Source organism: Rhizobacter sp. P3_C12 (assembly GCF_056402735.1).
In genome coordinates this window covers 1-7,041 of the sequence record NZ_JBFUGW010000299.1, presented here as the reverse complement: position 1 = coordinate 7,041, position 7,041 = coordinate 1, and the positions used below count along the sequence as shown (strand labels likewise).

Below are 7,041 nucleotides of genomic sequence, written 5' to 3'. Positions count from 1 at the left end.
CCGCCCAGGTTCAGCCCGATCGGGCCGTGCAGGCGGTCGATCTCGGTGGGCGACAGGTCGAACATCGCGAGCCGCTCGCGGCGCTTCGCGGTGTTGCTGCGCGAGCCGAGCGCGCCGACGTAGAACGCCGGCGACTTCAGCGCCTCCAGCAGCACCATGTCGTCGAGCTTGGGGTCGTGCGTGACGGCCACCACGGCGCTGTGTGGGTCGAGCTGCATCTCCAGCGCCAGGTCGTCGGGCATCGCCTTGCTGAACTGCGTGCCGGGGACGTCCCAGGTGAGGTGGTACTCCTCGCGCGGGTCGCAGCAGGTCACTTCGAAATCGAGCGCCAGCGCCATCTGCGCCAGCACGCGCGAGAGCTGGCCGGCGCCGATGATCAACAGCCGCCAGCGCGGGCCGAACAGCGCGCGCAGCCGGCGGCCGTCGAACGCGAAGCCGTCGCCGCGCGAGGCGGCCTCGACCTGCACCGTGCCGCTGTCGAGGTCGAGCAGGCGGGCGACGAGTTCATGCCGCTGCGTGCGCTCGAGCACCTCGTCGACCCAGGCGGTGTCGAGCAACGGCTCCTGCACCAGCCGCAGGTTGCCGCCGCAGGGCAGGCCGAAGCGGGCGGCTTCTTCCTTCGTGACGCCGTAGGTGATCAGCTGCGGGCGCGCAACGCGCTCGCCGGTGCGCACGCGCTCGATCAGGTCGTCTTCGACGCAGCCACCGGAGACCGAGCCGACCACCAGGCCGTCGTCGCGCATCGCGAGCAGCGCGCCGGGCGGGCGCGGGGCCGAGCCCCAGGTCTCGAGCACGGTGACCAGCCAGACGGCGTGGCCGTCGGCGCGCCACTGGCGGGCCTGGGTGAGCACTTGCAGGTCGAGGCTGTCCATCGCGAAGCGGGTCGGGGAGGGACAGGCATCGTAGCGCGGGCAGCAAGGGCCTTGCCGGCGCAAGGCCACGGAAGAAAAAACGCCCGAAGCCGGAGATCACATGGGAGATGGCTTCAGGCGGGGAGGAATCTGTGGGGCAGGGCGGCGGTCAGGCGTCGTTGGCTTGCACGCGCTTGCCGATCACCGTCACCGCCGGCATCTGGATCACCGGCATGCGGGACTCGGCGTCGGCCTTGGCGCGAGCGGCCGTCTGTGCCGCGGTGTGGGCTTGCGCGGCGAAGCCGAGCGAGGCGGTGGCGAGCAGGGCGAAGACGAAGGCGACGGCGGAGAGGCGGCTGGTCATGGTGGGCTCCTGGGTGTGGCAGGGCAGCGGGGCTGCGATGGAGTGAACTCTAGGAGTCCGCCCCTCGCGCGCCCAGCGGCTTGCGACCAACTGCCGGAACGCGGGGATCAGCTGCGGCGCCGGCGGACAGCCGCGCCCATGGACTCACCGGCTGCGCCGATACGCCTCCGTCGCATCCCCCTCCATCCGGTAGCCCGAGCTGCCGAGCGCGGTGTCGCTGAACGCGGTGTGGATCGTGCCGCTGACCCACAGCGCGTCCATCGTGCGCACGCCGGCCAGCGGTTTCGCGAGCTTCACGTGGATGGTCTGGTTGGCCGGTGGCGGCGGCACGTGGATGCAGGCACCGAAATAAGGCACCAGCAGGAATTCGCGCAGCTGGTCGCTCTCGCCCTCCAGCGGCACGACGAAGCCGGCGATGCGCACCCGCTGCTGGTCCATCGCGGCATTGGTGGGCGCGTTGTTCCAGGCCCGCTTCAACCGGTCGAGCGCCGCCTGCGCGCGCGGGTCGCCGTCGCCGAACATCCGGAAGCTCAGCGCCTGCACGTCCTTCATCGGGTCCCAGTCCTTCGGCGTCAGGTCCTCCCAGGTCGTCAGCTTGTAGCCGCCGGCCACCGCCGCGCTCGCAGCGCGCGCCGCGACGGCCGGCGCCAGCTTGTCGCCGATGCGGTAGTCGGCCGCATCGGTCTTCGGGCTGTCAGGCACCTTCGGGCCGTCGGCCGCATCGCTGCAGGCGCCGCACAAGGCCAGCACGGCCGCGAACACGCCACTCCAGACTGTCTTTGTCTCGATCCTTTTCATCAGGCTTCCTTTCATCACAGGCGCGGCGTCAGGCCGTCCGACAACGACAAGCGGCAGGCCCGCCACGCCGGCAGCACCCCCGCCACCAGGCCGGCGGCGAGCACCAGGCCGATCAGCTTCCATTCCCCCACCCCCGACACGCCGGGCGCCGGCGCGCTGCCGAACTGCCCTTGCAGCCAGGGCCCGGCGAGCAGCGACAGGCCGGCCAGCAGCACCAGTGCGAGCGCGGTGCCGAGCAGCGTCGCGCCGACGCTCTCGGCCACCAGCAGCGCCGCGATGTGGCGCGGCCCGGCGCCCACCGAGCGCAGGATCGCCAGTTCGCGCCGCCGCTCGTTCAGGCTCGCCAGCACCACCGCCACCAGCCCGGCCAGCCCGACCACCAGCACCAGCGCCGACACCGCGAGCAGCGTGCGCTCGACCACGCCGACCACCTGCCACAGCTGGTCGAGCGCGACGCCGGGCAGCACCGCCAGCAGCGGCTCGGCGTCGAACTCGTTGATCTCGCGCTGGGCCCGGAACACCGCGCCGCGCTGGTCCAGGCCGACCAGCACCGCGGTGATCGTCTTCGGCGTCAGGTCGAACTTGCGCACCAGCTCGGGCGCGATCGCGAGACCGGGGATCGGCGCGCCGCCCTGCCAGTCGAGGTGGATCGCCTCGATCGCCTGCAGGCTGATGTGCACCGTGCTGTCGACCGGCGTGCCGGTCGGCGCGAGGATGCCGACGATGGTGAACGGCTTGTCGGCGTGCTCGGTGAGGCCTTCGCCACCGCTGCCGTGGCTCAGCGTGATGCGCTGGCCGATCGCGTAGTGCAGCGAGCGCGCGACCTCGGCGCCGACCACCGCCTCGAACACGCCGTCGATGCTGCCGCTGAACGCGCGACCCTCGGCCAGCACCAGCGGCCGGCGGTAACCGTAGCGGAAGTGTTCGAAGTAGCCGGTGCTCGTGCCCAGCACCGCGAAGCCGTGGTGCGAGTCGCCGAGCGACAGCGGGATCGTCCAGGCGACGCCCGGCCGCTTCGCGAGCGCCTCGGCGCTGGCCCAGCGGATGTTGTTGGTCGCCTCGCCGAGCCGGAACACCGCGTACAGCATCAGCTGCACCGGGCTCGTGCGGGCGCCGACGACCAGGTCGGTGCCGGACACCGATTGCGCGAACGCCTCGCGCGCCGCGAGCCGGCTGCGCTCGACGCCGAGCAGCATCGTGACCGACAGCGCGATCGCGGCGATCGCGAGGCCGAGCGTTGCGCGGCGGTTCCAGGCGCTTCTCAGCGCGATCTGCAGCAGAGGTCTCATGCGGCCTCCTGCTGCAGCACCGCGGCGCGGTTCAACTCGGCCAGCGCCACCTCGCGCGTGAAATGCGTGGCCAGCCGCCGGTCGTGGCTGACGAACAGCAGCGTCGCCTGCGCGGCACTGCACTCGCGCAGCAGCAGTTCGATGAAGCGCTGCTGCGTGGCCGCATCGAGCGCCGAGGTCGGCTCATCGGCGATCACCAGCTCGGGCCGGCCGAGCAGCGCGCGCGCCGCGGCCACGCGCTGCTGCTGGCCGACCGAGAGCTGGGTGGCCGGACGCGTGAGCAGCGTGCGCGACAGGTCGAGCGCCTCCAGCAGGCGGCGCGCCTCGTGCACCAGGTCGCCATCGGAGGCCGACAGCGCCCGCTGCGCGCGCAGCGCCGAGAACCGGCACGGCAGCAGCACGTTGTCGAGCACGCTCAGGTAGGGCACCAGGTTGAACTGCTGGAACACGAAGCCGACGTGGTCGACGCGGAAGCGATCCCGCGCGGCACCAGGCAATGCGGAGACCTGCTGGCCGAGCGCCGTCACGCGGCCCGCGTCGGGCACCAGCACGCCGCCCAGCAGGCCGAGCAGCGTGCTCTTGCCGCTGCCGCTCGGGCCGTGCAGGAACACGCGCTCGCCGGCTTGCACGCTGAAGTCGTCGATGTCGAGGCAGGGCGGCAGCGTGGGGTGCCAGCGAAAGCGCAGCTGCTGCACCTGCAGCAGGGGGGCAGGGGCCGGGCTCACCATGCGACGCTCCGGCGGCCCGGCAGCAGGTCGAGCGCACGCTGGCCCGATGGCGCGGCGACCTGCACCTTGAGCCGGCGCAGGTTGGGGAAGTGGCGCATCAGGTCGACATCGACGCCGGCCAGCGCCTGCGGCGCGTCGCAGGTCCAGCTGAAGTCGGCATCGAGGTCGGCGTGGCCGTCGCCGTCGGCCGGCGTCGCCTCGATCGACTCGCCGAGTGCCGCCGACGACGCGAGCCGCACGGTGGCGAGATGGCAATGCGCCGCGGCGGTCGGCGTGAACACGCCGCCGGCATCGCGCAGCGTGCGTGCCATCTGGCGCACTGCCGTGTGTTGCACGTCGGTGCGCGGCACGTGCTCGAAGCCGAGCAGGTTGTCGAGCGGGCTCTCGAGGCTGATCTGCAGTTGCGGGCCGTCGACGACGACGCGCAGTTCGGCGACGCCGTGCACATGGGCGCCGGGTTCGTGGGCCAGGGCGTGAAGGGAAGCGAAGGCAGAAGCCAGCGCAACGCATGCCGGCAGCAGGGAATGAATCTTCATGACGCGTGTATCCGGTAGGGACGAATGGCGACGAGTCCCGTTCGCCCTGAGCCCAAGAGGTTCTTGATTCCGTTCGCCCTGAGCAGGGACTGAGCCTGTCGAAGGCCCGTCCATCGAAGGGTTGTGCCCGAAGCGCGCAAGGCCTTCGACAGGCTCAGGTCCTTCGACAAGCTCAGGACGATCGGGCCCTTCGACAGGCTCAGGGCGAACGGGGGTTCAGTTCAGGACAGCGTCGAACGAGGAGGGGCGCGGCTCAGGTAGGCCGGCTCGAAGCGCGCATCCCGCGCGGTGACCGGCGCGGCCGCAGCCAACTCGAAGCGGGCCGACGAGCCGGTGGGTGTCGCCACCTGCGGCGTGGCCGGGTGGTCGAGTTGAGCGAAGGCCAGGCACTGCGCGCATAGCGCGTCGATGTCAGTCGCTTGGGCCGAACTCGCGTGGGACGAGGCCGCCGCCAGCGATGGCCGCTGGTGCTCCATCGCGTGCCCCAGCACGTGCAGCACCGCCTGCTGCTGGCTGAACACCAGCAGCAGCGCGAGCAGGACGCGCCAGGCGACACGGGAAGCGAACATGGCCGACAGTATGACGGCGCCTTGAATGTCAGGCCATGTCGTTCGGTGTCGCGAGGATCTGCGCCGTGCGCCGCACGTGGCCGAGCCGCGGCATCACGTACTGCATCGACGCGAGGTGCGGCTCGGCGAGCGGCGCGCTGCAGGCGTCCTCGGCGATCAGCAGCTGGTAGCCGAGCTCCCAGGCCGCGCGCGCCGTGCCTTCGACGCCGATGTGCGTGACGATGCCGCCCAGCACCAGCGTCGCGATGCCGCGCCGGCGCAGTTGCAGGTCGAGCTCGGTGCCGTGGAAGGCATTCCACTGGCGCTTGACGATCTGCAGGTCGCCGGGCGCGCTTGGCAGCGAGGCCGGGTCGTCCCACCAGTTCGCCGGCAACTCGCCGGGCGGCAAGGGCGCGGGCTGGTCGGTGGTCTGCGTCAGCAGCTCGGGGAAGCCGGCGTGCCAGCCGACCTTCACGCGCACGACGAGCGCGTTCAGCGCGTGGAAGCGATCGGCCAGCGCCGCGGCGTTCGCGAGCACCGTGGCGCTGTCGTGCGGGGCGCGGCCGAAGCCGGTGATGCCTTGCTGCAGGTCGATCAGCACGAGGGCGGTGCGGGCGGGGTCAAGAGGCCTGGAGTCAAGAGATAGCATGGGATCCTTCAGTGGCTTATTTGTGAGGGTGTCCTCGCAAAAATAATTCTATGAGGAAGATCTCACAAAAGTCCAGTGCCTCCGGTGCGGGCGATGCCGCGCCCGTGGAGCGCGTGCGCCGCCAGCGCGGGCACCAGCGCGTCGAGGTGCTGCTCGGCGCCGCGGCGCAGGTGTTCGCGGAGAGGGGCTATGACGCGGCGACGATGACCGAGATCGCGGCGCGCGCCGAGTCGTCGATCGGCTCGCTCTACCAGTTCTTCCCGACCAAGCCCGAGGTGGCGCAGGGCGTGATCGCGCTGCAGGCGGGCGAATTGCAGGCGCGGCTGGCCGCGATGGCCGAGGCGAGCGCCGGCTGGGATGTCGATGAACTGAGCGCGCGGCTGGTGGTCGCGTTGATCGAGTTCCGCGCCGCCCATCCGTCGTTCGCGCGGCTGGTCGACTCGCCGGGCGCGCCGGCCGAGCAGGTGCAGGCGGTGCGCCAGGCGATGCGCGTGCAGCTGGCGCAGATCCTCGCGCCGCATGCGGCCGGCCTGACGAAGGCGCGGCTGGCCGCGGTGTCGGTGGCGGTTCAGCAGGTGATGAAGGCGGCGGTCACGCTGAACACCGAAGCGGCGCCGGGCACGCGTGCCGCGCTGGCAGAGCTGAAGGAGATGCTGCGCGTCTATCTGCGCGCTGCACTGCAGGCCTGAATCAGGCAGCCAGGTCCAGCCACAGGTCGACCTTGGGCGCGTTCGGGTCGCGCGGCTTGCGCCGGCGATTCTTCTGTCCGCTGCCGAAGGTGGCGACCGGTGTCGTGATGCGGCGCAGGTCGTCGAGCACCGCGTCGGTGGGCGGCGCCTGGTGTGTCGATTTCGCCGGCACCGACGCTGCGTTGAACAGTTCACGCGGCAGGAACAGGGAATCGCTCATGAGGGCCTCGCTCGGTCGGGGATGTCGTGCAGCAGTGTGCAGCCGGCGTGTTTCAACGGGGCTTCCCTTCGGGTTTCATTTGTTGCACGCACCGCGACTTCCGGGCATAAAGGAAGGGCTCATCAGACGCACACGAACATACACACGCACAGGCCGGCATGCCGGTCGACAGGGAGGTGGCGTGGGGATCAGTCATGACGCCGCCGTGCCGGTCATCGGGCACGATGCAGCAGCAGTATCTGACGATGACGGCCCGGCGTTCCTGCCGGACCAGGCGGCCAGCCCGGCGCAGCGCCGGCGCGCAACGACCCTCATCGTGGTCTCCGCCCTGCTGTTCCTGAGCTTGGCACCGTTTGCAAAGGTCAAGCT

The 7,041-nt window shown here is 71.1% G+C and carries 11 protein-coding genes; 2 read left to right on the top strand and 9 right to left on the bottom strand.

All coding sequences use genetic code 11. The features are described 5' to 3' along the window. The 8 genes from AC1DXV_RS29085 to AC1DXV_RS29050 form a co-directional block, all read right to left on the bottom strand. A partial coding sequence (locus AC1DXV_RS29085) for an XdhC family protein (RefSeq protein WP_477936888.1) occupies positions 1-872 on the bottom strand: 872 nt, incomplete at its 3' end. A gap of 148 nt (positions 873-1,020) precedes the next feature. After that, complete coding sequence (locus tag AC1DXV_RS29080) at positions 1,021-1,215, bottom strand: hypothetical protein (protein ID WP_477867067.1); 195 nt, start codon at positions 1,213-1,215, stop codon at positions 1,021-1,023. A gap of 144 nt (positions 1,216-1,359) precedes the next feature. Next, positions 1,360-2,013 carry a DUF3299 domain-containing protein gene (locus AC1DXV_RS29075; protein ID WP_477867065.1) on the bottom strand — a complete coding sequence of 218 codons (654 nt, stop codon included), beginning with the start codon at positions 2,011-2,013 and terminating at the stop codon, positions 1,360-1,362. Between the two features lie 14 nt (positions 2,014-2,027). Next, positions 2,028-3,302 (bottom strand): ABC transporter permease, encoded by a 1,275-nt coding sequence (locus tag AC1DXV_RS29070; protein ID WP_477867063.1) that lies wholly within the window; start codon positions 3,300-3,302, stop codon positions 2,028-2,030. Beyond that, positions 3,299-4,030, bottom strand: coding sequence for an ATP-binding cassette domain-containing protein (locus AC1DXV_RS29065; RefSeq protein ID WP_477936886.1), 732 nt, complete (start codon positions 4,028-4,030; stop codon positions 3,299-3,301). The genes AC1DXV_RS29070 and AC1DXV_RS29065 overlap by 4 nt, the downstream gene beginning before the upstream one ends. Next, on the bottom strand, positions 4,024-4,566 hold the full coding sequence (locus AC1DXV_RS29060) for a DUF2796 domain-containing protein (RefSeq protein WP_477874322.1): 543 nt from the start codon (positions 4,564-4,566) through the stop codon (positions 4,024-4,026). Before AC1DXV_RS29060 ends, AC1DXV_RS29065 begins: the two co-directional genes overlap by 7 nt. A 221-nt stretch (positions 4,567-4,787) precedes the next feature. Beyond that, positions 4,788-5,135, bottom strand: coding sequence for a hypothetical protein (locus tag AC1DXV_RS29055; RefSeq protein ID WP_477874581.1), 348 nt, complete (start codon positions 5,133-5,135; stop codon positions 4,788-4,790). 28 nt (positions 5,136-5,163) lie between these two features. Continuing rightward, entirely contained in the window at positions 5,164-5,763 is a 600-nt protein-coding gene (locus tag AC1DXV_RS29050) for a hydrolase (protein WP_477936884.1), read from the bottom strand. Between the two features lie 50 nt (positions 5,764-5,813). Here AC1DXV_RS29050 and AC1DXV_RS29045 point away from each other — a divergent pair, with 50 nt between their 5' ends. Further along, positions 5,814-6,452 (top strand): TetR/AcrR family transcriptional regulator, encoded by a 639-nt coding sequence (locus AC1DXV_RS29045; RefSeq protein WP_477868032.1) that lies wholly within the window; start codon positions 5,814-5,816, stop codon positions 6,450-6,452. A gap of 1 nt (position 6,453) precedes the next feature. Here AC1DXV_RS29045 and AC1DXV_RS29040 read toward each other — a convergent pair whose 3' ends face one another. Then, a complete protein-coding gene (locus tag AC1DXV_RS29040; protein ID WP_477936882.1) occupies positions 6,454-6,672 on the bottom strand; it encodes a hypothetical protein in 219 nt (72 codons plus the stop codon). A 181-nt stretch (positions 6,673-6,853) separates the two neighbouring features. Between AC1DXV_RS29040 and AC1DXV_RS29035 the strand changes: the two genes are divergently transcribed. Then, positions 6,854-7,041: hypothetical protein (locus tag AC1DXV_RS29035; RefSeq protein WP_477936880.1), on the top strand; the 188-nt coding region annotated here is incomplete at its 3' end.